General features: G+C 73.9%; 22 protein-coding genes and 2 pseudogenes. 13 read left to right on the top strand and 11 right to left on the bottom strand.

Translation table 11 applies throughout. The features are described from left to right. Nucleotides 1–25 precede the first annotated feature (25 nt). A complete protein-coding gene (locus tag ACLFMI_RS17565) occupies nucleotides 26–1,051 on the top strand; it encodes a dihydroxyacetone kinase subunit DhaK (RefSeq protein ID WP_410948959.1) in 1,026 nt (341 codons plus the stop codon). After that, nucleotides 1,048–1,665 (top strand): DAK2 domain-containing protein, encoded by a 618-nt coding sequence (locus ACLFMI_RS17570; RefSeq protein WP_410948960.1) that lies wholly within the window; start codon nucleotides 1,048–1,050, stop codon nucleotides 1,663–1,665. The genes ACLFMI_RS17565 and ACLFMI_RS17570 overlap by 4 nt, the downstream gene beginning before the upstream one ends. 6 nt (nucleotides 1,666–1,671) lie before the next feature. On the opposite strand, the gene ACLFMI_RS17575 is transcribed toward ACLFMI_RS17570, so the two are convergent. The 3 genes from ACLFMI_RS17575 to ACLFMI_RS17585 all read right to left on the bottom strand — a co-directional run bounded on the left by ACLFMI_RS17575 (nucleotide 1,672) and on the right by ACLFMI_RS17585 (nucleotide 5,923). Next, nucleotides 1,672–3,540 carry an ABC transporter ATP-binding protein gene (locus ACLFMI_RS17575; RefSeq protein ID WP_410948981.1) on the bottom strand — a complete coding sequence of 623 codons (1,869 nt, stop codon included), beginning with the start codon at nucleotides 3,538–3,540 and terminating at the stop codon, nucleotides 1,672–1,674. 238 nt (nucleotides 3,541–3,778) lie between these two features. Then, nucleotides 3,779–3,988 (bottom strand): helix-turn-helix domain-containing protein, encoded by a 210-nt coding sequence (locus ACLFMI_RS17580; RefSeq protein WP_010240451.1) that lies wholly within the window; start codon nucleotides 3,986–3,988, stop codon nucleotides 3,779–3,781. Nucleotides 3,989–4,300: 312 nt separating this feature from the next. Next, nucleotides 4,301–5,923, bottom strand: a complete 1,623-nt coding sequence (locus ACLFMI_RS17585; protein WP_410948961.1) for an ABC-F family ATP-binding cassette domain-containing protein — start codon at nucleotides 5,921–5,923, stop codon at nucleotides 4,301–4,303. Between the two features lie 260 nt (nucleotides 5,924–6,183). On the opposite strand from ACLFMI_RS17585, the gene ACLFMI_RS17590 reads away from it, so the two are divergent. From ACLFMI_RS17590 to ACLFMI_RS17605, 4 genes are all read left to right on the top strand, one after another. Beyond that, nucleotides 6,184–7,392: a lycopene cyclase family protein gene (locus tag ACLFMI_RS17590; protein WP_410948962.1), complete on the top strand. Its 1,209-nt coding sequence runs from the start codon at nucleotides 6,184–6,186 to the stop codon at nucleotides 7,390–7,392. Nucleotides 7,393–7,521: 129 nt separating this feature from the next. Continuing rightward, nucleotides 7,522–7,971 carry a universal stress protein gene (locus tag ACLFMI_RS17595; RefSeq protein ID WP_410948963.1) on the top strand — a complete coding sequence of 150 codons (450 nt, stop codon included), beginning with the start codon at nucleotides 7,522–7,524 and terminating at the stop codon, nucleotides 7,969–7,971. 4 nt (nucleotides 7,972–7,975) lie between these two features. Further along, on the top strand, nucleotides 7,976–9,034 hold the full coding sequence (locus ACLFMI_RS17600; RefSeq protein WP_410948964.1) for an adenylate/guanylate cyclase domain-containing protein: 1,059 nt from the start codon (nucleotides 7,976–7,978) through the stop codon (nucleotides 9,032–9,034). 72 nt (nucleotides 9,035–9,106) lie between these two features. After that, a complete protein-coding gene (locus ACLFMI_RS17605; RefSeq protein ID WP_410948965.1) occupies nucleotides 9,107–9,931 on the top strand; it encodes an arylamine N-acetyltransferase family protein in 825 nt (274 codons plus the stop codon). Nucleotides 9,932–9,995: 64 nt separating this feature from the next. On the opposite strand, the gene ACLFMI_RS17610 is transcribed toward ACLFMI_RS17605, so the two are convergent. From ACLFMI_RS17610 to ACLFMI_RS17640, 7 genes and pseudogenes are all read right to left on the bottom strand, one after another. After that, nucleotides 9,996–10,403, bottom strand: coding sequence for a metal-sulfur cluster assembly factor (locus ACLFMI_RS17610; protein WP_410948966.1), 408 nt, complete (start codon nucleotides 10,401–10,403; stop codon nucleotides 9,996–9,998). Next, complete coding sequence (gene sufU / locus ACLFMI_RS17615; RefSeq protein WP_410948967.1) at nucleotides 10,400–10,870, bottom strand: Fe-S cluster assembly sulfur transfer protein SufU; 471 nt, start codon at nucleotides 10,868–10,870, stop codon at nucleotides 10,400–10,402. The genes ACLFMI_RS17610 and sufU overlap by 4 nt, the downstream gene beginning before the upstream one ends. Next, nucleotides 10,870–12,174 carry a cysteine desulfurase gene (locus ACLFMI_RS17620; RefSeq protein WP_410948968.1) on the bottom strand — a complete coding sequence of 435 codons (1,305 nt, stop codon included), beginning with the start codon at nucleotides 12,172–12,174 and terminating at the stop codon, nucleotides 10,870–10,872. Before ACLFMI_RS17620 ends, sufU begins: the two co-directional genes overlap by 1 nt. Nucleotides 12,175–12,176: 2 nt before the next feature. After that, a complete protein-coding gene (gene sufC / locus ACLFMI_RS17625) occupies nucleotides 12,177–12,944 on the bottom strand; it encodes a Fe-S cluster assembly ATPase SufC (RefSeq protein ID WP_410948969.1) in 768 nt (255 codons plus the stop codon). A gap of 55 nt (nucleotides 12,945–12,999) precedes the next feature. Next, nucleotides 13,000–14,199, bottom strand: coding sequence for a Fe-S cluster assembly protein SufD (gene sufD, locus ACLFMI_RS17630; RefSeq protein WP_410948970.1), 1,200 nt, complete (start codon nucleotides 14,197–14,199; stop codon nucleotides 13,000–13,002). Continuing rightward, nucleotides 14,196–15,632 (bottom strand): Fe-S cluster assembly protein SufB, encoded by a 1,437-nt coding sequence (gene sufB / locus ACLFMI_RS17635; protein ID WP_410948971.1) that lies wholly within the window; start codon nucleotides 15,630–15,632, stop codon nucleotides 14,196–14,198. Before sufB ends, sufD begins: the two co-directional genes overlap by 4 nt. Before the next feature lie 199 nt (nucleotides 15,633–15,831). Next, a pseudogene (locus ACLFMI_RS17640) lies at nucleotides 15,832–16,569 on the bottom strand (helix-turn-helix transcriptional regulator); the annotation flags it as partial. 217 nt (nucleotides 16,570–16,786) lie between these two features. Here ACLFMI_RS17640 and mptB point away from each other — a divergent pair. The 7 genes from mptB to ACLFMI_RS17675 all read left to right on the top strand — a co-directional run bounded on the left by mptB (nucleotide 16,787) and on the right by ACLFMI_RS17675 (nucleotide 24,200). After that, complete coding sequence (gene mptB, locus ACLFMI_RS17645; RefSeq protein WP_410948972.1) at nucleotides 16,787–18,406, top strand: polyprenol phosphomannose-dependent alpha 1,6 mannosyltransferase MptB; 1,620 nt, start codon at nucleotides 16,787–16,789, stop codon at nucleotides 18,404–18,406. An 11-nt stretch (nucleotides 18,407–18,417) separates the two neighbouring features. After that, nucleotides 18,418–19,341, top strand: a complete 924-nt coding sequence (locus tag ACLFMI_RS17650; protein WP_410948973.1) for an ABC transporter ATP-binding protein — start codon at nucleotides 18,418–18,420, stop codon at nucleotides 19,339–19,341. Nucleotides 19,342–19,409: 68 nt separating this feature from the next. Next, the gene (locus ACLFMI_RS17655) at nucleotides 19,410–20,126 is read left to right on the top strand and encodes an ABC transporter permease (RefSeq protein ID WP_410948982.1); all 717 of its coding nucleotides are present in this window, start codon (nucleotides 19,410–19,412) and stop codon (nucleotides 20,124–20,126) included. A 71-nt stretch (nucleotides 20,127–20,197) separates the two neighbouring features. Next, entirely contained in the window at nucleotides 20,198–21,169 is a 972-nt protein-coding gene (locus ACLFMI_RS17660; RefSeq protein WP_410948974.1) for a COX15/CtaA family protein, read from the top strand. 144 nt (nucleotides 21,170–21,313) lie between these two features. Continuing rightward, nucleotides 21,314–22,366 (top strand): LolA family protein, encoded by a 1,053-nt coding sequence (locus tag ACLFMI_RS17665; RefSeq protein ID WP_410948975.1) that lies wholly within the window; start codon nucleotides 21,314–21,316, stop codon nucleotides 22,364–22,366. Beyond that, nucleotides 22,363–23,331, top strand: coding sequence for an ABC transporter ATP-binding protein (locus tag ACLFMI_RS17670; protein WP_410948976.1), 969 nt, complete (start codon nucleotides 22,363–22,365; stop codon nucleotides 23,329–23,331). The genes ACLFMI_RS17665 and ACLFMI_RS17670 overlap by 4 nt, the downstream gene beginning before the upstream one ends. Further along, on the top strand, nucleotides 23,328–24,200 hold the full coding sequence (locus tag ACLFMI_RS17675; protein WP_410948977.1) for an ABC transporter permease subunit: 873 nt from the start codon (nucleotides 23,328–23,330) through the stop codon (nucleotides 24,198–24,200). The genes ACLFMI_RS17670 and ACLFMI_RS17675 overlap by 4 nt, the downstream gene beginning before the upstream one ends. A 24-nt stretch (nucleotides 24,201–24,224) precedes the next feature. Here the strand turns inward: ACLFMI_RS17675 and ACLFMI_RS17680 are convergent. Beyond that, nucleotides 24,225–24,326: pseudogene (locus ACLFMI_RS17680) on the bottom strand (IS5/IS1182 family transposase); the annotation flags it as partial.

A 24,326-nucleotide genomic window follows, 5' to 3' on the forward strand; every position in this document is an offset into this window, starting at 1 on the left:
CCCGGACCGGAGGAGGATCGGGGGCATGCCGTTCCCCTTCCACCCGGCCGGCGACGACCCGGTCCCGACCGCCGTGCGCGGGTTCGCCCGCGCGCACGACGACCTCGTCGCCCTGCACGAGGACCCGATCCACCTCGTCGCCCGGCACCGGCACCCGGACCGCCGGGTCGGCCTGGTGTCCGGCGGCGGCTCCGGGCACGAACCGCTGCACGCCGGGTTCCTCGGCCGCGGGATGCTCGACGCCGTCGCCCCCGGCCCGGTGTTCACCTCGCCGCACAACACGGCCGTGCTGGCCGCGTCCCGGGCCGCCGCCGGTCCCGGCGGCGTGGTGCACGTGGTGAAGAACTACACCGGCGACCGGATCAACTTCGGGATCGCCGCGGAACGGCTGCGGATGGAGGGCGTCGACGCCCGCCGGGTGCTGGTCGACGACGACCTCGCCACCGACGGCCTGGACACCGCCACCGGCCGCCGCGGGACCGGCGCCACGGTCGTCGTCGAGAAGATCCTCGGGGCGGCCGCGGACACCGGCGCCGGCCTGGACGAGCTCGCGACGCTGGGCACCGAGGTCGCCGCCGCATCCCGGAGCCTGGCCGTGGCGTCCCGCGCGCAGACCTCGGCCCGCACCGGAGATCCGGCGTTCGCGCTGGACGGCGAGCTGGACTACGGCGTCGGCATCCACGGCGAGCGGGCCCGGCGGTCGGTGCCGCGCCCGCCGACCGAGGAGCTGGTCGGCCGGATGCTCGACGAGCTCGTCGCCGCCCTCGCCGACGCGCCGGGCGCCCCGGCAGGCGACGACGTGGTGCTGGTCGTCAACGGGATGGGCGGGACCGCGCTGCTGGAGCTCTACGTGCTCGCCGAGCTGGCCTCGGCCGGACTGGCCGAGCGCGGGCTGACCCGGGCCGGGCTGCTGGTCGGGACGTTCGTCCCGGCGCTGGACATGGCCGGGTTCTCGCTGACGCTGACCCGGATGCGGCCGCACTGGAAGGACTACTGGGCCGCACCGGCCGAGACCGCCGCGTTCCCGCGCGGCACCGGGGAGGACCGATGACCCATCTGGATCAGGACGCCGTGCTGGACCGGTTCGCGACCGCCGTCGAGGACGGGCACGGCGCGCTCACCGCGCTCGACCAGCATTCCGGCGACGGCGACTTCGGCGACAACCTGCGGGCCGGCGTCCGGGCCGCGGTGCAGCGCGCCGGGCACGGCCCGCACCGCGGGTTCGCCGCGCTCGGCGAGGTCTTCCTGGACGAGGTCGGCGGGACCAGCGGGCCGCTGCTCGGGCTGCTGTTCACCGAGATCGCCCGGGCGCTGAGCACCTCGTCCGACGACGTCGCCGCGTTCGCGGCCGGTGCCCGTGCCGGGCTGACCGCGATCCAGCGGGTCGGCGAGGCCGAGCCGGGCGACCGCACCCTGGTCGACGCCCTCGCGCCGGCGGTCACGGCCCTGGGCCGGGACGGCTACGCCGCGGCGGCGACCGCCGCCCGGGAGGGCGCCGAGCAGACCGCGGACCTGCTCGCGCGGCACGGTCGGGCGTCCTACCTCGGAGACCGGGCCAAGGGCGCGCAGGATCCCGGCGCGGTCGGGGTGGCGCTGCTGTTCTGGGCGGTCGCCGGCCCGGAGGCCGGGCTGCCCTCCCCGCTCGAGGGCGTCGCCGCCGGGTAGCCGGGGTCAGGAGCGCACGGCGTCGGTCTCGAACTGGGTCCGGTACAGGGTCGCGTAGCGGCCAGCGGCGGCGAGAAGCTCGTCGTGCGTGCCGGTCTCGACGACCCGGCCGTGCTCGAGGACCGCGATCCGGTCCGCGGCCCGGACGGTGGACAGCCGGTGCGCGATCACGATCGCGGTCCGGCCGACGAGCGCCTCGGACAGCGCGGCCTGCACCGCCGCCTCGGACTCCGTGTCCAGGTGCGCGGTGGCCTCGTCGAGGATCACCACCCGGGGCCGGGCGAGCAGCAGCCGGGCGATCGTCAGGCGCTGGCGCTCGCCGCCGGAGAGCCGGTAGCCGCGCTCCCCGACGACCGTCTCCAGCCCCTCCGGCAGCGTGTCGAGCAGCTCGCCGAGCCGGGCCCGGCGCAGCGCGTCGCGCATCTCCTCGTCGCTCGCGGCCGGGGCGGCGTAGCGCAGGTTCTGCGCGATGGTGTCGTGGAACAGGTGCCCGTCCTGGGTGACCATGCCGACCGTGCCGCGCAGCGCGGCGAAGCTCAGGTCCCGCACGTCGGTCCCGGCCAGCTCGACCGCGCCGGAGTCGACGTCGTGCAGCCGCGGGACCAGCGAGGCCAGCGTGGACTTGCCCGCGCCGGAGGACCCGACCAGGGCGAGCAGCCCACCCCCGCGGACGTGCAGGTCCACGCCGTGCAGCACCTCGGTGTTGACCCGCTGGTCGAGGACCGCGACCTCCTCCAGCGAGGCCAGCGAGACGTCCTCGGCACGGGGGTAGGTGAACCGGACGTCGTGCAGCCGGACGTCCAGCGGACCGTCGGGCAGGGTCCGCGGGTCCGGCCGCTCGGTGATCGAGGGCTGCAGGTCGAGCACCTCGAAGACCCGCTCGAAGGCGACCACCGCGGTCATCACGTCGACCCGGGCATTGGCCAGCGCGGTCATCGGGGTGTAGAGCCGGGTCAGCAGCAGCCCGAGCGCGACGACGGTGCCGGCCGGGATCGACCCGGTCACCGCCAGGTAGCCGCCGAGGCCGTAGATCAGGGCCTGGGCCAGCGCGGACACCAGCTGCAGCGCGGTGACGAACAGCCGGGAGACCATCGCCGACCGGACGCCGATGTCGCGCACCCGGGCCACCTGGCCGCGGAACACCCCGGCCTCCTGCACCGGGTCGCCGAACAGCTTGACCAGCGTCGCGCCCGGCGCGGAGAACCGCTCGGTCATCTGGTTGCCCATGGTCGCGTTGAGCTCGGCGGCCTCCCGGCGCAGCTCGGCGAGCCAGGTACCCATCCGCCGGGCCGGGAGCACGAACACCGGCAGCAGCAGCATCGCCAGCAGCGTCACCTGCCAGGCCAGGCCGATCATCACCGCGATCGCGAGCACCAGCTGGATGCTGTTCGACAGCACCGTGGACAGCGCCCCGGTGATCGCGGTCTGGGCACCGATCACGTCGTTGTTGAGCCGGCTGACCAGCGCTCCGGTCCGGGTGCGGGCGAAGAACGCCAGCGGCATGGCCTGCACGTGCGAGAACACCGCGACCCGCAGGTCCTCGATCAGCCCCTCGCCGAGCCGGGACGAGAACCAGCGCCCGGTCAGCCCGACGACGGCCTCCAGCACGGCCATCCCGGCGATGCCGCCGGCCAGCACCATGATCACGCGTGCGGCGTCCGGGAGATCCCCGGCCGCGACGATGGTGTTGACCACCCGCCCGGCCAGCAGCGGGGTGACGACGCCGATCACGGCGGTGACGGTGGTGAGCGCCAGGAAGCCGAGCAGCCAGCGACGGTAGGGGCGGACGAAGCCCCAGATGCGTCGCCAGGTGCCCTTCGCGACGGAGCCGCGGCGGATGGACTCCGAGTCCGCTCCACGGACGACCCCGCGCATCAGCGCCAGCGGGCGATCCAACGGTGTTCCCTTCGCCGGTGGTGGACGGCGTGGGATCACGTTACGGCGGTTACCGGCCCGCGGCGCGGTCCGGTACGGGCGGGGACCGGCATGCGACGACGCCGCCGGAGGGCCTGCTGCTGGACCCCGCCTGCGGCGTCGCCGGTGGTGACCGCTCCGCCCGCTCCCGGTGCTACCGCCGGTGGGCGGCCGACCCGGGCGCGACGGTGCGGAGCGGCTACTTCTTCTTGGTGCGGGTCGCCCCGCCGCGACCGCGCAGGGTCACACCGGTCTCGGAGAGCACCCGATGCACGAATCCGTACGAACGCCCGGTCTGCTCGGCGAGCGAGCGGATGCTGGCGCCCTTCTCGTACTTCTTCTTGAGATCCGCCGCGAGTTTCCCCCGCTGCGTCCCGGTGATCCGGGCGCCCTTCTTCAACTCGGCCATCGGCCCTCCTCATCCCCACCGCGGATGCCCCCGCGGACCGCCGCGAACGGCGCGACGATCAGGCCATGATGATCCAGAACACGAATTCTGACCAGAACGCCGAAAACGCGATCGGTGAACGGTTCCCCCGAACGGCGCACATGGTTCGGTGACCGGCGGAACGATCATGAGGAAGGTCGCCCGGTCCGGTCACCCGAAGGATTCGGCACGTGCAATCGGGAATTGCAGACGATCACCGGCCCGGCCCGTGCAACGCGCTTGCTGGTCCGGACGAGTGTTCATCCGTCGGTGCGGCGACCGGAGCGGTCGCGCTCAGGCGAGCTGCACGAGCTCCAGGTAGTCCGCCGACCAGTGGTCCTCGGTGCCGTCCGGCAGGACGATCACCCGGTCCGGCTCCAGCGCCTCCACCGCGCCGGGGTCGTGCGTCACGAGCACGACGGCGCCGGAGAACCGGCGCAGCGCGTCCAGCACCTGCTCGCGGCTGGCCGGGTCCAGGTTGTTCGTGGGCTCGTCGAGCAGCAGCACGTTCGCCGCCGACGACACCAGTCCGGCCAGCGCGAGCCGGGTGCGCTCACCGCCGGAGAGCGTCCCGGCCGGCTGGTGGAGCGCCTCACCGGAGAACATGAACGAGCCCAGCAACGTGCGCAGCTGCTGCTCCGGGGCGTCCGGCGAGGCGTGCCGGATGTTGTCCCAGACGCTGGCGTTCATGTCGAGCGTGTCGTGCTCCTGGGCGAAGTAGCCGGTCCGCAGCCCGTGGCCGGGGACGACCTTTCCGGCGTCGGCCTCCTCGGTGCCGGCCAGCAGCCGCAGCAGGGTGGTCTTCCCGGCGCCGTTCAGCCCCAGGACGACGACCTTGGACCCGCGGTCCACGGCCAGGTCCACCCCGGTGAACACCTCCAGCGACCCGTACGCCTTGGACAGCCCCTCGGCGGTCATCGGCGTCTTCCCGCAGGCGGCCGGATCCGGGAACCGGATCCGCGCGACCCGGTCGTCCTGGCGCTCCTCGTCCAGGTTCGACAGCAGCTCGTCGGCCCGGCGTGCCATGTTCTTCGCGGCGACCGCCTTGGTCGCCTTGGCGCCCATCTTCGCGGCCTGGGTGTGCAGCACGGACGCCTTCTTCTCGGCGTTGGCCCGCTCCCGGCGGCGGCGCTTCTCGTCGGTGGCGCGCGCCTCCTGGTAGCGGCGCCAGTCCATGTTGTACTGGTCGGCCTCGCCGCGGGTGGCGTCCAGGAACCACACCTTGTTGACCACGTCGGCCAGCAGGTCGGTGTCGTGGCTGATCACGACCAGGCCGCCCTCGTGGTTCTGCAGGAACCCGCGGAGCCAGGCGATCGAGTCGGCGTCGAGGTGGTTGGTGGGCTCGTCGAGCAGCAGCGTGGTCGCGCTCTGCGAGCCGCCGTCGGACGCGGCGAACAGGATCCGCGCCAGCTCGACCCGGCGCCGCTGGCCGCCGGACAGGGTGTGCATCGGCTGGTCCAGCACCCGGTCCGGCAGCCCGAGGTGGGTGCAGATCCGGGCCGCCTCGGACTCCGCGGCGTACCCGCCGAGCGCGGAGAAGCGCTCCTCCAGCCGGCCGTACTCGCGGACCGCCTTCTCGTTCTCCGCACCGTCGGCCAGCTCGGCCATCGCGGTCTGCGCCTTCTCCATCTTCGCGAGCAGCACGTCCAGCCCCCGGGCGGACAGCACCCGGTCCTTGGCCGGGACCGAGAGGTCACCCTCGCGCGGGTCCTGCGGCAGGTAACCGATCGGGGAGTTGGCACGGACCTCACCGGAGTACGGCTCGCCCTCACCGGCCAGCACGCGCATCGAGGTGGTCTTGCCGGCACCGTTGCGCCCGACCAGGCCGATCCGGTCACCGGGCTGCACGCGCAGGTCGGCACCGGAGAGCAGGATCCGCGAGCCGGCACGCAGTTCGAGGTCGGTCGTGGTGATCACGTGAAGGGGCTCCAGACGGAGTGTGGGGTGCTGAGAGTCGGACGGCCGGCACACGAGTGCCCGGGCGCATCGGTTACTCGATCAGGACCACGTCGCCAGGCTACCGGCCGGGGCGATCGGATTCCCGATGCGGGCCCGGTGACATGACCGACCTCACCCGCATCGACCCCTCCGCGCGCCCGGCCGCCGGGACTTTGGTTCGGTGGACGCACACCGGCGCGGGCCGGGTGCGCGGGACCGGAGAGGCGGGTGCGACGGCGGTGACGGACCCGGGAACCGACGTCCTGGTGCTCGGCGGCGGACCGGCCGGGCGCGCGCTGGCCCGCAGCTGCGCGGCGGCGGGCCTGCGGACCGCGCTGGCCGATCCGGCGCCGGAGCGTCCGTGGACGGCCACCTACTGCGCGTGGCCGGAGGAGCTGCCGCCGGACCTGCCGGCCTCCGCGGTCGCGGCCCGGCCGCAGGCCCGGGTCGTACTGCCCGGCCCGGACGGCACCCGCCTGCTCGGCGACTACGCGGTGCTCGACACCACGGGACTGCGCGCGCACCTGGACGCCGGGCTGGCCGGGGTGGCGGTGCTGACCGGGCACGCCCGGGAGGTCCGGCGGGACGGGGGCCGGTACCGCGTCCCGCTCGACGACCGGTCGGTGACCGCGGCGCTCGTGGTCGACGCGACCGGCGCCCCGTCCCGGCTGCGGCCCGCCGCGGGCCCCCGGGCCGAGCAGACCGCCTACGGCGTCGTCGTCGGCGACGCGGTGGCCGCGCCGGTCACCGGGCCGGACGAGGCCGTGTTCATGGACTGGCGCTCCCCCGCCGGCACGCCGGCGCCGGGCTGGACGGACTGGCCGACGTTCCTCTACGCCGTCCCGTACGGCGACGGCACGGTGCTGCTGGAGGAGACCTCGCTGGCGCGGCGCCCCGGGCTGCCGCTGCCCGAACTGCGCGAGCGTCTGCACGCCCGGCTGGACGCCCTCGGCGTGGCGGTCCCGGACGACGCCCGGGTCGAGCGGGTCCGCTTCCCGGTCGACACCCCGCGCGGACCCGCGCATCCGGTGCCGTTCGGAGCCGCCACCCCGCTGGTGCACCCGGCGACCGGTTTCAGTGTCGCCCCGGCGCTGCAGCTCGCGCCCCGGCTGGCCGCGGTGCTCGCCACGCGGCTGCCGGCCGATCCGGACCGGGCGGCAGCCGCAGCGGGCCGGCTGCTCTGGTCGCCGGCGGCGCGCTGGGTGCACCGGCTGCGCCGGCACGGCCTGCGGACCGTGCTGGAGATGCCGCCGCCGCTGGTCCCCGGCTTCTTCGACGCCTTCTTCGCCTCCGGCGCGACGGCCGGACGGCGCCGCGCGTTCCTCACCGGGCGTGACGACCTGCCCGGCAACCTGGCCGGGATGGCCAGGGTGTTCGCCGCTGCACCGGCCCCCGTTCGACGGAAGATGCTCCGCTCGGCGGCACGATTTCACCCGATCGGGCGGTGACGGCTCGGGGTTGTGACCAGTTGACCGGGTACCAGGAGGTAACGTCCTGGTACCCAGCGTCGAGGGTCCGTCCCCCGCTCGCCCGGCGACCGGGTGCGGGCGACGGCCCCGCCCCACGGAGGCTGCCCCATGCCCGCTTACCAGACCATCGTCGTCGGGACCGACGGCTCGGCGACCTCGTTCGCCGCGGTGCAGCGCGCCGCAGGCGTCGCCGCGGACAGCGACGCCCAGCTCGTCATCGTCTCGGCCTACACCCCCGCCAGCCGCGAGGACACCGCCGCCGCCGAGGACGTGCTCAAGGACGAGGCGCACCTCGTCACCGGCTGGACCCCGGCCGAGGAGGCGCTGCGCGAGGCCGCCGACCGGGCCGCGAAGATCGGTGCGCAGAAGGTCAGCACGCACGCCGAGGACGGCGCCCCGGTCGACGTCCTGCGCAAGGCGGTCAAGGACCACCACGCGGACCTGCTGGTGGTCGGCAACCGCGGGCTCAACACGCTCTCCGGGCGGCTGCTCGGCTCGGTCCCGTCCGACGCGACCCGGCGCGCCGGGGTGGACGTGCTCGTGGTGCACACCACCTGAGCCGGTGACCGGACCTTCTTCGGACGGCGACCAGCCTCCCGATCACCCGGCGCTGCCGGACCCCGCCTCGATCGACTGGACCGACATCGAGGGCGGTGTGCTCGACGAGATCATCCTCGGGGCACCTCGCGAGTACACCCGCGACGAGCTGGTCGCGGCCTCCGGCCTGGACGCCGAGGAGGCGAACCGGCTCTGGCGGGCCCTGGGCTTCCCGGACTCGGCCCCCGACGAGCGGGTCTTCACCCGGGCCGACCTGGACGCCGCCCGCACCGTCGCGCAGCTGAGTGACGCCTGGCTGCCCGACGCCGGGGTCCGGGAGGCGGTCGCCAGGGCCGTCGCGCAGTCGCTGTCCCGGCTCGCCGAGTGGCAGGTCGGCATGCTCGCCCAGCTCGCCGCCGACCACGTCGAGGAGCTCACCCCGAGCGCGGCCGCCCGGCTGGCCGCCGACGTGCTGCCCGAGCTGGAGCAGCTGCAGTCCTACGTCTGGCGCCGGCACATGGCCGCGACCGCCGCCCGCTGGACGGCCGGCGCGCAACGCTCGGACCCGCAGCGCATCGCGGCCGACACCTGGCCGCTGGCCGTCGGGTTCGCCGACATGGTCGGGTTCACCCGCACCACCCGGCGCCGGTCGATGGACGAGCTCGGCCAGATGATCGAGCGGTTCGGCGCGGTCACCAACGAGGTGATCGCCAACGGCCGCGGCCGGATCATCAAGACGGTCGGCGACGAGGTGCTGTTCGTGACCGAGCACCCGGCCGACGCCGCCGCCATCGCGCTGGGACTGCGGGACCGGGTGCGGGTCGAACCGGCGCTGCCGCAGCTGCGCATCGGGCTGGCGCAGGGCATGGTGCTGAGCCGCTACGGCGACGTCTACGGCGAGGTCGTCAACGTCGCCGCCCGGCTCACCTCCGCGGCCCGGCCGGACACCGTGCTCGTCGACCGGGAGGTCCACGAGTCGCTGCGGGACGACCCGCGGTTCGCGCTGCGCCGGATCGCGACCCTGCACACCCGCGGTTACGCGCACCTGCGGGCCTGGGCGCTGCGCGGCGCCCGGGAACGCTGACCGGCCCGGGCCGGCCGGGTGATCAGGGAGCGCCTTGACCTGAAGCCCGGTTCAGGGAGCAGGCTCACCGCCATGACGACCGCCCCGCCGGCTGTGGCCACCTACCTGGACCGGATCGGTGTCGTACCGGGCCCGCCGGACGTGTCGCTGCTCGCCCGGATCGTCCGTGCGCACGTCGCGACGATCCCGTTCGAGAACCTCGATCCGTTCACGCACCTCGAGCCTCCGGTGGACGGCGCAGACGTCGCCGCGAAGCTGGTGCACGGGCATCGTGGCGGGTGGTGCTTCGAGCACAACCTGCTCCTGCACGACGTCCTGCGCGACCTCGGGTACCGGGTCACGCCGCTGGTCGGACGGGTCCGGCTCGGCCTCGACGACGACGCCCCGACGACCTCGCGGACGCACCGGCTGACCCTGGTGGAGACCGACGAGGGCACCGTCACCGCCGACGTCGGGTTCGGCGGGACCGTGCCGGTCGCACCGCTGCGGCTGGTCGCCGGGACCGTCCAGCCGACCGCGCACGGCAGCTACCGCTACCGGCGGGGCGATCACGGCACCTGGGTCCTGGAGCGCCGCGGCAGCGGCGGCTGGCTCCCCCAGTACACGTTCGACCTGGTCCCGGCCCCGGACGTCGACTTCACGATGGGATCCTGGTACCTGACCCGGCACCCCGGCTCCGGGTTCCGCAACGAGGTCGGGGCGGCCTACTCGGCGGACGACCACCGGGCCACGCTCGACGGGAACCGGCTCACCCTGCGCTACGCGGACGGCCGCACCGAGCAGCACGAGCTGGAGTCGGCATCGGCCGTACGCGGTGCACTGGAGGACGTCTTCGGGATCGACACGGCCGGCATCGCCGGGCTGGAGGGGCGGCTCCGGGAGCGGCACTTCTCCTGACCCCGTACACACGAGGAGCCGGGCCCCACAGGGACCCGGCTCCGGCGTGCTCGTGCGAGGTCGTTCAGACCCGGAAACCGAGGGCGCGCAGCTGCTCGCGGCCGTCCTCGGTGATCTTCTCCGGGCCCCACGGCGGCATCCAGACCCAGTTGATCCGGATGTCGTCGACCAGGCCGCCGTCCGGACCGGAGGTGAGCGCGGAGCGGGTCTGCTCCTCGATCACGTCGGTCAGCGGGCAGGCCGCCGAGGTGAGGGTCATGTCGATGACCGCGGTGTTCCCGTCCCGGTCGATGCCGTAGACGAGGCCGAGGTCGACGACGTTAATCCCGAGTTCGGGGTCGACGACGTCCTTCATCGCCTCCTCGAGCTGGTCCTGCGTGGCGCCCTCGTCGGCCTGCCCGGCCGGCGGCTCGGGCATCCCGGCCGCGCCGCGCACGACCTCGTCGGTGCTGTTCTCGGTGGTGTCGGTCATGCCGGAGATCCCTCCGTATCAGCGGTCTCGATCGTCGCGTCGGTACGGGAGACGGCGTCCTTGAACGCCATCCAACCCAGCAGGGCGCACTTGACCCGCGCCGGGTACTTGGCCACCCCGGCGAAGGCGACGCCGTCGCCGAGCAGGGCCTCGTCCGGCTCGACCTGCCCCCTACCCTGCGCCATCTCCTGGAACGACGCCATCACCCGCATCGCCTCGGACACCGGGCGGCCGATCACGAGGTCGTTGAGCACCGACACCGACGCCTGGCTGATCGAGCAGCCCAGCGTCTCGTAGGAGACGTCGCTGACGGTGTCGCCCTCGACCTTGACCCGCAGCGTGACCTCGTCCCCGCAGGTCGGGTTCACGTGGTGGGTCTCGGCGTCGTACGGCTCGCGCAGGCCGGAGCCGTGCGGGTCGCGGTAGTGGTCCAGGATGATCTCCTGGTACATCTGCTGAAGCTGCATCAGCTCACCCCGAAGAACTTCTGGGCGGCACGGATGCCGTCGGCCAGCTGCGCCGCCTCGTCCACCGTGTTGTACACCGCGAACGACGCCCGCGCCGTGGCCACGATCCCGAACCGCCGGTGCAGCGGCCAGGCGCAGTGGTGCCCCACCCGGATCGCGATGCCGCGGTCGTCGAGCACCTGGCCGAGGTCGTGCGCGTGCACCCCGTCCACCACGAACGACACGGCCCCGCCGCGCTGTTCCGTGGTGTCGGGTCCGACCAGCCGCACGCCGTCGACCTCGCGCAGCCCGTCCAGCGCGACGCGGGTCAGCTCGGCCTCGTGCGCGGCGACCGTCTCCATACCGATCGCGGACAGGTAGTCCACGGCCGCACCCAGGCCCACTGCCTGCGACGTCATCGGCACGCCGGCCTCGAACTTCTGCGGCGGCGGGGCGTAGGTCGACCCCTCCATGTGCACCATCTCGATCATGGAACCGCCGGTCAGGAACGGCGGCAGCGCCTGCAGCAGCTCGGAGCGCCCCCACAGCACGCCGACCCCGGACGGCCCGAGCATCTTGTGCCCGGAGAACACCGCGAAGTCCACGCCCAGCGCGTGCACGTCGACGGGGCCGTGCGGTACCGACTGGCAGGCGTCCAGCACGGTGAGCGCACCGACGGCGCGGGCCTTGCGGACCAGCGCCTCGACCGGTGCGACGGCCCCGGTGACGTTCGACTGGTGGCTGAACGCCACGACCTTCGTGCGGTCGGACAGCTCCAGCGAGTCCGGGTCGATCCGGCCCTCGTCGGTCACCGGGAACCAGCGCAGCGTCGCACCGGTGCGCCGGCACAGCTCCTGCCAGGGCACCAGGTTCGCGTGGTGCTCCAGCTCGGTGACCACGACCTCGTCGCCCTCGCCGAGCGCGAACCGCTCGGAGGCCGGGTCGAGCCCGGCCCGGACCGCGGCGTTCGACATCCCGTAGGCGACGAGGTTGATGCCCTCGGTCGCGTTCTTGACGAACACGATCTCGTCCGGACCGGCGCCGACGAAACCGGCGATCCGGAAGCGGGCCGTCTCGTAGGCGTCCGTGGCCTCCTCGGAGAGCTGGTGCGCTCCGCGGTGGACCGCCGAGTTGTGCCGCTCGGAGAACGTGCGCTCGGCGTCGAGCACCTGGCGCGGCCGCTGCGACGTCGCGCCGGAGTCGAGGTACACCAGCGGCTTGTCCTCGCGGACCGTGCGCCCGAGGATCGGGAAGTCCGCCCGGATCCGGGCCACGGCGTCGGCGTCAAGGCCGGCCGCGGTCCCGGTACCGTGCACGGTCGTCATGCTCAGACCGCCGCAGCTGCCTGCTGGGTGAACCGCGCGTAGCCGGTCTCCTCCAGCTCCCGGGCCAGCTCCGGCCCCCCGGAGTCGGCGATGCGGCCGTCGAAGAACACGTGCACGTAGTCCGGCGTGACGTGGTTCAGGATCCGGTTGTAGTGCGTGATCAGCAGGACGCCGGTCTCGCCGCCCTCGCGGTAGCGGTTCACGCCCTCGGACACGACGCGCAGGGCGTCGACGTCGAGGCCGGAGTCGGTCTCGTCCAGGACCGCGATCCTCGGCTTGAGCAGCCCCAGCTGCAGCACCTCGTGCCGCTTCTTCTCGCCGCCGGAGAAGCCCTCGTTCACCGAACGGTCGGCGAACTCCTGGGAGATGTCCAGGTCGGTCATCGCGTCCTTGACCTCCTTGACCCAGGTGCGCAGCTTCGGCGCCTCGCCGCGCACCGCGGTGGCCGCGGACCGCAGGAAGTTCGCCATCGACACACCGGGCACCTCGACCGGGTACTGCATGGCCAGGAACAGCCCGGCCCGCGCCCGCTCGTCGACGCTCATCTCGAGCACGTCCTCGCCGTCCAGCAGGACCTGGCCGGAGGTGATCGTGTACTTCGGGTGGCCGGCGACGGCGTAGGCGAGCGTCGACTTGCCCGAGCCGTTCGGACCCATGATGGCGTGCGTCTCGCCCGCGCGGACGGTGAGGTTCACGCCGCGCAGGATCTCCTTGGGACCGTCCTCGGTCTCGACCGACGAGTGCAGGTCCTTGATCTCCAGAGTGGACATCTGTGGTGGTCGCTCCGTATGTCGCAGAAGGTGGTGGGCTGGGCCGAGCCGGGCTCTAGACGCCGGTGATGGCGAGCTCGGCCTCGACGGCGGCCTCGAGCCGCTCCTTGAGTTCGGGCAGCGTGATCTTGTTCAGGACCTCGCCGAAGAACCCGCGGACGACGAGGCGACGCGCCTGGTCCTCCGGGATGCCGCGGCTGCGCAGGTAGAACAGCTGCTCGTCGTCGAACCGGCCGGTGGCGCTGGCATGCCCGGCACCGGCGATCTCGCCGGTCTCGATCTCCAGGTTCGGGACCGAGTCCGCGCGGGCGTGCTCGGTGAGCACCAGGTTCCGGTTGAACTCGAACGTCTCGGTGTTCTCCGCGGCGGCCCGGATCAGCACGTCGCCGATCCACACCACGTGCGCCTGATCCTTCGAGTCGCTCTGCAACGCGTTCTTGTAGAGCACGTTCGACTTGCAGTTCGCGACCGCATGGTCCACCAGCAGCCGCTGCTCCAGGTGCTGCCCGGCATCGGTGAAGCCCAGGCCGAGCAGCTCGGCGTCGCCGCCGGGCCCGGAGTAGTGGATCGTGGAGCTGACCCGCACCAGGTCACCGCCGAGCTGCACGGCGGTCGCGCGCAGCGTGGCGTCCCGGCCGACGTTGTAGTGCTCGGCGCCCACGTGGACGGCGTCGTCGGCCCACTCCTCGGTGACCACGAGGGTCAGCTGCGAGCCGTCGGCCAGCACGATCTCGGTGTTGTCGGCCAGCACGCCGTGCCCCCGGTGCTCGACGACGACCGTCGCCTGCGTGTGCGGGGTGGTGCGGATGTGCAGGTGGCCGGCCGCGGAGGCCCCGGTGCCGGGGCCCTCCACGGTGACCGTGACCGGGTCGACCTTCCCGCCGGTGTCCTTCCCGTCCAGGGTCACGACGGTGGCCTCGGTGAAGGCCGACCAGGCGGCCGCGGCGACCCGGTCGGCGGGGATCCCGCCCTCGCCGAGCCGGGCGTCGTCGCGGCCGACGGTCTCGGTGGCGACCCCGGCGGCCCCGGTGACCGAGACCGTCGTCGAGCCCTCGAAGTCGGCGGTGCCGTCGTGCAGGCCCTTGAGCCGGCGCATCGGCGTGAACCGCCAGTTCTCCTCGCGCCCGCCGGGGACCTCGAAGGCCGCCACGTCGAACGACTGGAACCGCTCGCCCGCCGAGGCGATCGGCACCTCGCCCTGGCCCTCCTTCGCGCCCTTCAGTTCGGGCGCGAGGCCAGCAACGTCACTCGTCATCCGACGGAACCCTCCATCTGCAGCTCGATCAGCCGGTTCAGCTCCAGCGCGTACTCCATGGGCAGCTCACGGGCGATCGGCTCGACGAACCCGCGCACCACCATGGCCATCGCCTCGTCCTCGGTCAGACCGCGGCTCATCAGGTAGAAGAGCTGGTCGTCGGAGACCTTCGAGACGGTGGCCTCGTGCCCCATCGACACGTCGTCGTTGCGGATGTCGACGTAGGGGTATGTGTCCGACCGCGAGATCGTGTCGACCAGCAGCGCGTCGCACTTCACCGTCGAACGCGAGTTCTGCGCCCGCGGGTTGACCTGGATCAGGCCCCGGTACGAGGTCCGGCCCCCGCCGCGCGCCACCGACTTCGACACGATCGTCGACGACGTGTTCGGCGCCATGTGCACCATCTTCGCGCCGGCGTCCTGGTGCTGGCCCTCGCCCGCGAAGGCGACGGACAGGACCTCGCCCTTGGCGTGCTCGCCCATCAGCCACACGGCCGGGTACTTCATGGTCACCTTGGAGCCGAGGTTGCCGTCGACCCACTCCATGGTCGCGCCCTCCTCGGCCTTGGCGCGCTTGGTGACCAGGTTGTAGACGTTGCCCGACCAGTTCTGGATCGTGGTGTAGCGGCAACGGCCGCCCTTCTTCACCACGATCTCCACCACGGCCGAGTGCAGCGAATCCGTGTTGTAGATCGGCGCCGTGCAACCCTCGACGTAGTGCACGTAGGCGCCCTCGTCGACGATGATCAGCGTCCGCTCGAACTGGCCCATGTTCTCGGTGTTGATCCGGAAGTAGGCCTGCAGCGGGATGTCGACGTGCACGCCCTTCGGCACGTAAATGAACGAGCCACCCGACCAGACCGACGAGTTCAGCGCGGAGAACTTGTTGTCCCCGGCCGGGATCACCGAGCCGAAGTACTCCTTGAACAGCTCCGGGTGCTCCTTGAGGGCGGTGTCGGTGTCCAGGAACACCACACCCTGCTCCTCCAGGTCCTCGCGGATCTGGTGGTACACGACCTCGGACTCGTACTGGGCCGCGACGCCGGCGACCAGACGCTCCTTCTCCGCCTCCGGGATGCCGAGCTTGTCGTAAGTGTTCTTGATGTCCTCGGGCAGGTCCTCCCAGGTCTGGGCCTGCTTCTCGGTGGACCGCACGAAGTACTTGATGTTGTCGAAGTCGATCCCGGACAGGTCGGAACCCCACCGCGGCATCGGCTTCTTGCCGAAGATGTCGAGCGCCTTCTGCCGGAACTCGAGCATCCACTCGGGCTCGTCCTTCAGGCGGGAGATGTCGGCGACGACCTCGGAGGACAGCCCGCGCTTCGCGCTGGAGCCGGCCTCGTCGGAGTCCGCCCAGCCGAAGTCGTACCGGCCGAGCGCCGCGATCGTCTCCTCCTGGGTGAGCTCGGTGCGCACATCAGGAGTGGTCGTCATTCGGACTGCCTCCCTTTCGGGGACCGTGGTGGGTTTTTGACCCGCCTTCGGCGGGACCCTTCTCTTCTTGCATCTTCCGCAGCCGAGCAGTGGGTTGCGGATTCACGGTGCGGGACCCGGGAGTCCCCGGATCCGCTACCGCCGCCGCCCGTTGCTGACTCACAGCCTCGGACGCGGGAATCGCTTCCCTGCTCGTCACACCTGCAGGTGGTTGCGGACTTCCGGCGCGGGGGGTGGGTACCTCGTCCCGGTCCCCGTGCCGGGCCCGCGCGAGGAGTTCGGGATCCTCGAGCGGGACGTGTGTGGTGCACGCGGCGTCGCCGCGCGCGATCGTGGCCAGCCGCTGCACGTGAGTACCCAGCAACTCGGCGAAGGCACGCGTCTCGGCCTCGCAGAGCTCCGGGAACTCGGTGGCGACGTGCGCGACCGGGCAGTGGTGCTGGCACAGCTGCACGCCGAATCCGCCGCCGCGGGTCTGCGCGGCGTAGCCACGGGCACTGAGCACCCGGGCCAGTGCCTCCGCGCGGTCCTGCGGGCTCGCCGGTGCGGTGACCGCCCCGATCTCCTCGCCCAGCAGGTCGTGCACCCGCTTGCGGGCGAACGCGTTCACGGCGTCCTCCCCCGCCGTCTCGGCGAGGAAGCGCAGGGCCGAGGTGGCCAGGTCGTCGTATCCGTGCCCGAACCGGACCCGGCCGGCGTCGGTGAGCAAATACTCCTTGGCCGGGCGCCCGCGCCCGCGGGGGCGCGACACGGACCTGGCCGGTGCCCGGACCTCCGCCTCGCCGTCGGCGATCAGCGCGTCCAGGTGCCGGCGTACCGCCGCCTCGGTCAGGCCCAGCTCCCCCGCCGTGACGGCGGCGGTGACCGGGCCCTGTTCCATCAGCACCCGCGCCACCGCGGCCCGGGTACTGCCCTCGTGCGAACCGGACGCGGGCAGTACGGCGTCGGTCCCGTGCCCGCAGGCCGGGTCCGAGCGCGTGTGCGCCGTCGGGTTCGTTTTCACAACACCAGTGTTGCGGATATACCGGCGGTCGGCAAAACCCACCCCCCTTCCGACCGGTCCCGGGTGACCGGGCTCACCCCGATCGGCCTCGTCCCCGCCGGTCCGGGCCGGTACCCGGGGGCCCGACCCGCCCCGGCTAGCCTGCGTACCCATGGTGACGCCCGAGGTCGTCCCGCCCGGGCGGGACGACTCCCTCCCCGCAGCGCCGTCCGGCGACGACGGCGCCGGGCCGGACGCCGCCCGGCCGACCCGGCGCGGCCTGCGCGACCAGGCCCGGATCGCCCGGCGACTCGGCCTGACCGGCGCGCTCCTGATGGGCATCAGCGCGCTCGGATCGGGCGCGTTCCCGGCCCCCAACCCGCTCAACGGGCTGCGCGTGCTCGGGCTGCCCGCGCGGAACGTGACCCTGGCCATCGCGGTCACCTACGCGGGCCTGCTGATGGTCGTGACGGCGTGGCTGTGGATCGCCCGGATGCTCACCGCCCGCGGCGCCCGGTTCCCGGCGCCGGAGAAGCGTGAGCTCGGACGCACCGCGATGCTCTGGGGCCTGCCGCTCGCGCTGGCGCCGCCGATGTTCTCCAAGGACATCTACAGCTACCTGGCGCAGAGCGCGACGCTCGCCCGCGGCATCGACCCGTACACGATCGGCCCGGCGCAGGCGCTGGGGGTCGGGGACCCGCTGGTCGGCGGCATCCCGACGATCTGGCGGGACACCCCCGCCCCGTACGGGCCGCTGTTCCTCGGCCTCGGCCGCGTCATCACCGCCATCAGCGGCGAGAACGTCGTGCTCGGGATCTTCGAGCACCGGGTGCTGGCGCTGCTCGGGGTCGCGGTGATCGTGTGGGCGCTGCCCCGGCTCGCGCAGCGCTTCGACCTCGACGCCGGGCTCGTGCTCTGGCTCGGCGTTGCGAACCCGCTGGTGCTGTTCCACCTGGTCAGCGGCATCCACAACGAGTCGATCATGTTGCCGCTGCTGCTGCTCGGGCTCTACGTGATGCTCGGCCGCGACGATGCGGAGCAACCCTGGTGGAAGATCACCCTGGGCGCGGCGCTGATCGTCGCCGCGGCCGCGGTGAAGCTGCCGGCGCTGCTCGCGCTCGGGTTCGTGGGCGTCTACCTGGTCCGCAAGCGCGGCGGGCGGCTCGTCGACTGGGTGGTCCTGACCAGCTGGCTCACCGTCGTCGCCGCGGTCGTCCTCAGCGCATTCAGCTTCGCCACCGGCCTCGGCTTCAACTGGCTCAAGGGCCTGTCCGCGCCGAGCGCGATCCGCAGCTGGTTCTCGGTGACCACCGACCTGGGCATGCTCGGCGGCCAGATCGGGCGGCTGTTCGGGCTCGGCGACCACTCCGAGGCCACCCTGACGCTGGCCCGCGGGCTGGGCTGGGCGGTGATCGCGGTCGTCGTCGTCTGGCTGTTGCTGGCCTGCCTGCGGGGGAAGCTGGACCCGGTGACCGGCACCGGGGCCGGTCTCGGCGCCGTCGTGCTGCTCGGACCGGTGGTGCACCCCTGGTACCTGTTCTGGGCGCTGCTGCCGCTGGTCGCGACCCGCGCGATGCCCCGCTACCGGCGGGCGGTGATCGCGCTGTCCGCGGTGATCGCGCTGCTGGTGCCGCCGACCGGCGCCGACTTCATCTTCCGCGCCTTCCAGCTGCCGTTGTCGATCATCGCCGGACTCGTGATGTTCGCGCTGTCGCTGCTCGTGGTGCGCCGCGTGCTGCACCGGCCCGCCGGCCGGGACGGGTCCGGGTCCGTGCCGGAACCGGCCTCGTGACCGCGCCCGCCATGAGCACCTCGTCGGTCACCGCGCTGGACGTGCGCGGCCTCGTCGTCCGGTACGGGTCGAGGACCGCGGTGGACGGCGTCGACCTGGGACTGGAGCGCGGCGAGGTGGTCGCGCTGCTGGGCCCCAACGGGGCGGGCAAGTCCAGCACCGTGGAGGTCTGCACCGGGCTGCGCCGGCCCGACGGCGGTTCGGTCGCGGTGCTCGGGCACCCCGCCGGCGCCGACGCCGTCCGGCCCCGGATCGGGGTCATGCCCCAAGGCGGCGGCGCCTACCCGGCTGTCCGCACCCGCGAGATGCTGCACCTGGTCGCGGACTGCGCGGCCCGCCCGCTGGACCCGGACCACCTGCTCGACGTGCTCGGCCTGCGGCCGCGGGCGCGCACGCCCTACAAGCGGCTCTCCGGCGGCGAGCAACAGCGGCTCGCACTGGCCTGCGCCGTCGTCGGCCGTCCGGAGCTGGTGTTCCTCGACGAGCCCACCGCCGGGCTCGACCCGCAGGCCCGGCACCTGGTCTGGGACCTGGTCCGGGCACTGCGCCGGGACGGCGTCGGGGTGCTGCTCACCACCCACCTGATGGACGAGGCCGAGCAGCTCGCGGACGACGTCGTGATCATCGACGACGGGCGGGTCGTCGCGCACGGCACGCCCGCCCAGCTCACCGCAGGCGACCAGACCGAGCTGCGGTTCCGGGCCCCTCCCGGGATGGACACCGCCGGCCTGGACGCCCGGCTGCCGGGCGGGTACGCCACCAGCGAGACCGGGCCCGGCCGCTACCGCGTGCAGGGCCGGATCGACCCGGCCGCGCTGGCCGCGATCACCTCCTGGTGCGCCGACCAGGGCGTCATGGCCGACGACGTCCAGGTCGTCCGGCGCAGCCTGGAGGACGTGTTCCTGGACCTGACCGGACGGGAGCTGCGCCCGTGAGCGAACCCGTGAGCGTGTTCCCCGAGGGCACCTTCACCCCCGACCCGGGCCGCGGGCGGACGCTGAGGATGCTGCGGGCCCAGTCCGGCCTGGAGACCCGGCTGGCGCTGCGCAACGCCGAGCAGGTGCTGCTCACGCTGCTCATCCCGGCCGCGCTGCTGGTCGGGCTCACCCTGGTCCCGGCGGTCAGCACCCCCGAGCCGCGGGTCAGCTGGATCCTCGCGCCGATGCTGGCGCTGGCCGTGATGAGCTCGGCGTTCACCAGCCAGGCGATCGCGCTCGGCTTCGACCGGCGCTACGGCGCGCTGCGCCGGCTCGCCGCGACCGCGCTGCCGCGCTGGTCGCTTGTCTGCGGGCGGCTGACCGCGGTGGCCGCCGTCGTCGTGATCCAGATGCTGCTGCTGGGAGTGCTGGCCGCGTTCCTGGGCTGGGCCCCGTCCGGGGCCCGTCTGGACGGCGTGCTGATCGCCGTGCTGCTCGGCGCCGCCGCGTTCGGGGCGCTGGGGGTCCTGCTCGGCGGGACGCTGCGGGCCGAGATCGTGCTCGCCGTCGCCAACCTGGTGTGGTTCGTGCTGCTGCTGGCCGGCGGGATCGTCGTGCCGGTGGCCGATCTTCCCGGGCCGCTCGCCGTCGTCGCGCCGTGGCTGCCCTCCGGAGCCCTGGCCGAGGCGCTGCGAGCGGCCCTGGGGGACGGGACGTTCCCGGCCGTCGGGTCACTGCTGGTGCTGGCCGGCTGGGCCGTGGTCGCGGGACTCGTGGCGGCGCGGACGGTGCGGTGGCGCTGACGCACCCGTGAGTGGTTGTCGTGCTCAGGGCCACGACAACCACTCACGGCGCGACTTCTACACTTCGTAGTGTGCCGATCCTCGCCCGCGTACCCTCCACTCCACCGGCGCTGATGCGTGGGCTGGCGATCGCCAACCTGGTCGCCCAGATCGGGATCGGCGTGACCGGCTCGGTGGTGCGGGTGACCGGCTCCGGGCTGGGCTGCTCCACCTGGCCGCAGTGCGAGCCGGGCAGCATGGTGCCGGTCACGCACGCCGAGATCGCCCCGCTGCACATGTGGATCGAGTTCGGCAACCGGCTGCTCGGCGTCCTGGTCGTCCTGACGGCCGGGGCCGCACTGCTCGGGGCGCTGTTCACCCGGCCTTACCGGCGGCGGCTCACCGCGCTGGCGGTCGCGATGCCGCTCGGGGTCGTCGCGCAGGCCGTGATCGGCGGGATCACCGTGCTCGCCGGCCTGGCCTGGTGGACGGTGATGCTGCACTTCCTGGCGTCGATGGTGCTGGTCTGGTTCGCGGTGCTGCTCGTCGGTGCCGCCACCGAGGACGACGGCCCGCGCACCCGCACGATCCCCGCCCCCGGGCGCGGGCTGATGGTGCTCTCCACCGCGGTGCTCGCGGTGCTGCTGGTCGCCGGGACCCTGGTCACCGGGGCCGGACCGCACGGCGGGGACCCGGAGACCCCGCGGCTGGACGTCGACATCCCGCTGCTCGTCCAGGTGCACGCGGACGCGCTGTTCGCCTACCTCGGCACGCTCGCCGGGATCGGGTTCCTGCTGCACGCCGTCGCCGCCCCGCCGGCGTTGCTGCGCCGTTTCCGGGTGCTGGTCGTCGTGGTGCTCGCGCAGGGCGCGCTGGGCGGAGCCCAGTACGCCCTCGGCGTGCCGGAGCTGCTGGTCTCGCTGCACGTGCTGGGCGCCGGGCTCGTCGTCGCGGCGGCGTCCTGGATGTGGGCGGCCACCGCCACCCGGCCCGCGGCGCCGGAACCGGCACCCGCCGGCGGCCCCGCCACCGAGCGCCCCCTGGCCGGCGCCGACCGCGCCTGACGGCGCCGCCCCGCACTGCGCACCGGACCGGTCCAACGCGCGGCGGCCGCAGCAGCCCGTGCCGCGCGGTGCGACCCGACGCCGCGCGGGGCCCGCCACGCCGGAAATCTGCACGGCCGGGCCGGGGTCGGGCACTCTGGTCGCATGAGTTCGCACCGGTTGCGCACCGGCGGGATCGCCGCGGCGCTCGCGGCCGCGCTGGCCGTCACCCTGACGTTCGGTCTGGTCACCGCCCGTGGCGCGTCGGCGGCACAGGAGCTGCCACCGGTCTCCCCCGAGGAGCTGATCGCCTCGGTCGCCGAGGCGGAGCCCGCGGCGCTGGCCGGCACCCTCGCCGTCGAGAACCGGCTGGGGTTGCCCGCGCTCCCGGGCGGCGGCGGGCAGCCCGGGCTGACCGACGGCACCTCCACCGCCCGGGTCTGGTCCGATGGCGAGGGCCGCGGCCGCCTCGCACTCCCCCGCCCGGACGGCGAGCGCACCTACGTCGACGACGGTGCCACCCGCTGGGCCTACGACTCGGCCGACCGCACGGTCACGAAGCTGCCCGCCCGCGGGCCGGACGCGGAGCATCGTCGCGACGTGACCGACCCGCAGCAGGCCGCGGCCGAGGCCGTGCAGAAGCTGCGGTCGACCAGCACCGTCACCGTCGACGGGACCACCGAGGTCGACGGGCGCCCGGCGTACACGCTGGTCCTGGCCCCGCAGCCGGGTGAGCGCACGCTGCTCCGCCAGGTCCGGGTGGCCGTCGACGCGCAGACCCGCACGCCGCTGGAGCTGGCCGTGCTCGCCGGCGAGCCGGAACCGGTGCTGCGGATCGGGTTCGACGACGTCACGTTCGGCCCGCAGGACCCGTCGCTGTTCACCTTCACCCCGCCTCCGGGCGCGACCGTGCAGGACGCACCCGCCCGCGAGTCCGGTGACCGGCCCGGCCGCGGGCAGGACGGCGAGCGGCCGGACGCCCCGGTCGTCGGGGACGGCTGGGACGCGGTGCTGACCGGCACCGTGCCCGAGCGGGCGCAGGAGCAGCCGGGCGAGCAGGCACCGGACCTGTCCGAGCTGGGCACCCCGGTCTCCGGGCCCTGGGGCACCGGGCGGCAGCTGAGCTCGCCGGCCGGCACCGCGATCCTCACCGACGACGGCCGGTTCGCCGCAGGCGCCGTCGGACCCGACGTCCTCGGCGCGGCCCTCGCGCGGTGACCGGTACCGACATCCGCCCGCTGGCCGGAGCCGGGACCGCCGACGAACCCGCCGGCCCGGCCGCCCGGGTGCGCGGGCTGCGCAAGCGCTACCGGACCGTGACGGCCGTCGACGGCGTCGACCTCGACGTCCCGGGCGGGTCGGTCTTCGGGATGCTCGGCCCGAACGGCTCCGGCAAGACCACCCTGATCCGGATGCTGCTCGGGCTCACCCGGCCGACCGCCGGCGCCGTCGAGCTGCTCGGTCGCCCGGTCCCGGACGGGCTGGCCGCGTCCCTCCCGGACGTGGGCGCGCTCGTCGAGGGCCCGGGGTTCCACCCGTTCCTGACCGGGCGGGAGAACCTGCGCCGGGCCGCCGCCACCGAGCCCCGGCTGCCGTCGTCGCAGGTGCGGCCGGCGGTGGAGGAGGCACTGGAGCGGGTCGGGCTGGCGCCCGCGGCCGGGCGCCGGTTCCGCGGCTACTCGCTCGGGATGAAGCAGCGGCTCGGGCTGGCCGCGGCGCTGCTCGTGCCGCGCCGGCTGGTGGTGCTGGACGAGCCCACCAACGGCCTCGACCCGGCCGGCACCCGGGAGATCCGGGCCATCGTCGCCGAGCTGCGGGCCGCCGGCGCGACGGTGCTGCTGTCGTCGCACCTGCTCTCCGAGGTGGAGGCGGTGTGCACGCACGTCGCCGTGCTGAAGTCCGGGTCGCTGCTGGCCTCCGGTGAGCTGCGCCGGCTGCTGGACGCCGTCGCGGACGGCTGGGAGATCGCCAGCACCGACGTCGAGGGGGCACTGACCGCGCTGCGCGGCGCCGGGGCGAGCGCCCACGCGCACGGCGACGGCGTGCTCGTCGAGGACGGCCCCGAGGGCCCGGTGCTGTTCGAGGCCCTCGTCCGCGCGGGCGTCCCGGTGCACGGGCTGCGCCGGCGCCGCCCGGACCTGGAGGAGCTGTTCACCCGGCTCACCGAGGAGGAGTCCGGATGACCACCCCGGTGACGACGACGGGCACGGAACCGCCGCACCCGGTGTCCTGGACCCGGCTGCTGGGCGCCGAGCTGCGCTGGGTGCTGCGCCGGCCGCGGATGCTGGTGCTGCTCGGGTTGCTCGCCCTGGTCCCGGTGCTGATGGCGGTCGGGATCGTGCTGTCCGACCGCGGCCCGAGCGGCGGGCTGGTCGGCGCCGTCGCCGGGAACGGCCTGGTCCTCCCGGTCACCGCGCTGTCGGTCACCCTGACGCTGCTGCTGCCGATGGCGGTCGCGGTGGCCGCCGCGGACGCGATCGCCGGGGAGGCCGCGCACGGCACCCTGCGCGGCCTGCTGCTCGCCCCGGTCGGACGGCTGCGGCTGGCGGCGATGAAGGGGTTCGGGGTGCTGGTGGTGGCCGCCGCCGCGACCGCCGTGGTGATCGTCGCGGCGTTGCTGGCCGGCTGGCTGCTGATCGGCCCGCCGGACCCGGCCGGGGCGGGTGGGGCGGGCGTGCTGGTCACGCTGTCCGGCAGCACGCTCGACGCCGGCGAGGTCGCCGCTCGGCTGGCCCTGGTCGCGGTCTGGACGTTCGGGCAGTTGGCCGCCGTCGCGGCGGTGGCGCTCGCGGTGTCGGCGTGCACCGAGCACCCGCTGGTCGTTCTGGCGTCGGTGCTCGGCGGGCTGATCGCGTTCGGGGTGCTGGGTACGATCCCGGCGCTGGAACCGCTGCAGCCGTGGCTGCTCACCATGGGCTGGGGCTCGGGTGCGGACGTGCTGCGCGACCCGGTCCCGTACGGCGGCCTGGGATCGAGCACCGCGCTGGCCGCTGGCTACCTGCTCGCCGGCGCCGCCGTGCTGGTCGTCCGGATGCGGCGCCGCGACGCCTGAGAGCGTGTTGTGAAACCTCGTGAGTCAGTTCTCGAGGTCTTCTGCTAGCCGGCGGGCAGCTTCCTTCTCGACGTCGCTTCGAGGCTCGGGGAGCTGCTCGCCAGCCAGCCGGGCGGACATGAGCCG

Origin of the sequence: Pseudonocardia nantongensis (assembly GCF_046546495.1) — a bacterium.
GTDB classification, from domain to species: domain Bacteria; phylum Actinomycetota; class Actinomycetes; order Mycobacteriales; family Pseudonocardiaceae; genus Pseudonocardia; species Pseudonocardia nantongensis.